Source organism: Erythrobacter donghaensis (genome assembly GCF_001557325.1).
Taxonomy (GTDB): Bacteria; Pseudomonadota; Alphaproteobacteria; order Sphingomonadales; family Sphingomonadaceae; genus Erythrobacter; species Erythrobacter donghaensis_B.
Window position 1 is genome coordinate 1 of record NZ_LSJS01000016.1, and the last position, 1,129, is coordinate 1,129.

Sequence of the window (1,129 nt, forward strand, 5' to 3'; positions counted from 1 at the left end):
CGATGATCATCGACCTGCCACGCGGCAAGCGGCTGAGCGTTTTCGCTGCGGCATCACCGGCCCTGGTCACGGCCGCGCTGAAGGCTCTGCGATGATCCCTTCCGGCGCCCGGGTCTGGATCGCGCTGGGCCACACGGATATGAGGAAGGGCATGCAGGGCCTGGCGCTGCTGGTGCAGCAGGGGCTCAAGCGTGATCCGCATGGCGGCGATCTGTTCGTATTCCGCGGTCGCGCGGGCTCGCTGATCAAGATCATCTGGCACGACGGGATCGGCATGTCGCTTTACGCCAAGAGGCTCGAGAAGGGCCGGTTCTTGTGGCCATCGGCAGCGGAGGGAACAGTGTCGCTGACCCCCTCTCAGCTGGCCTGCCTGCTGGAGGGGATCGACTGGAGGAACCCGCAGTATACGTGGCGGCCGCAGAGCGCAGGATAATCGTCGCAAGCGGTGTTTTGCCCTTGCCGCAGAGGGTGGATGATGATTCACTCAGCATCATGGAAGCCGCCATCTCGCCCCTTCCGGACGACGTTGAAGCGCTCAAGGCGCTTGTGGCGGCGATGGCCCGCAAGGCTGATGAGGCAGAGGCCAGGCTCGCCAACGCCATGGCCCACCAGAGCGCCATCGAGGCGCTGATCGCCCACTTCAAGCTGCAGATCGCCAAGCTGAAGCGCGAGCAGTATGGCCCCAGCGCCGAGCGCAGCCGACGCCTGCTCGATCAGATGGAGCTCCAGCTCGAAGAGCTCGAGGCCGACGCTGCCGAAGACGATCTGGTCGCCGAGGAAGCGGCAGCGAAGACCACCACGGTCACCGCGTTCGAACGCAAGCGGCCGACAAGGAAGCCGCTCCCCGAGCATCTGCCGCGCGAGCGCGTCGTGGTGCCCGCGCCCTGTTCCTGCCCGGCCTGCGGCGGGGACCGGCTCTCCAAGCTTGGCGAGGACGTGACCGAGACGCTCGAGGTCATTCCGCGCTCCTGGAAGGTGATCCAGACGGTGCGGGAGAAGTTCTCGTGCCGGGACTGCGAGAAGATCGCGCAAGCCCCAGCACCGTTCCATGTGGTGCCCCGCGGATGGGCCGGGCCCAGCTTCCTCGCCATGCTCCTGTTCGAGAAGTATGGGCAGCATCAGCCCCTCA

Annotated in this window: 2 protein-coding genes; both read left to right on the forward strand. The window is 66.2% G+C overall.

Going from position 1 to position 1,129, the window contains the following annotated elements; all coding sequences use genetic code 11:
• Positions 1-433: IS66 family insertion sequence element accessory protein TnpB (gene tnpB, locus AX692_RS00285; protein ID WP_419470518.1), on the forward strand; the 433-nt coding region annotated here is incomplete at its 5' end.
• Between the two features lie 59 nt (positions 434-492).
• On the forward strand, positions 493-1,129 hold a 637-nt coding region (locus AX692_RS00290), incomplete at its 3' end, for an IS66 family transposase zinc-finger binding domain-containing protein (RefSeq protein ID WP_196491737.1).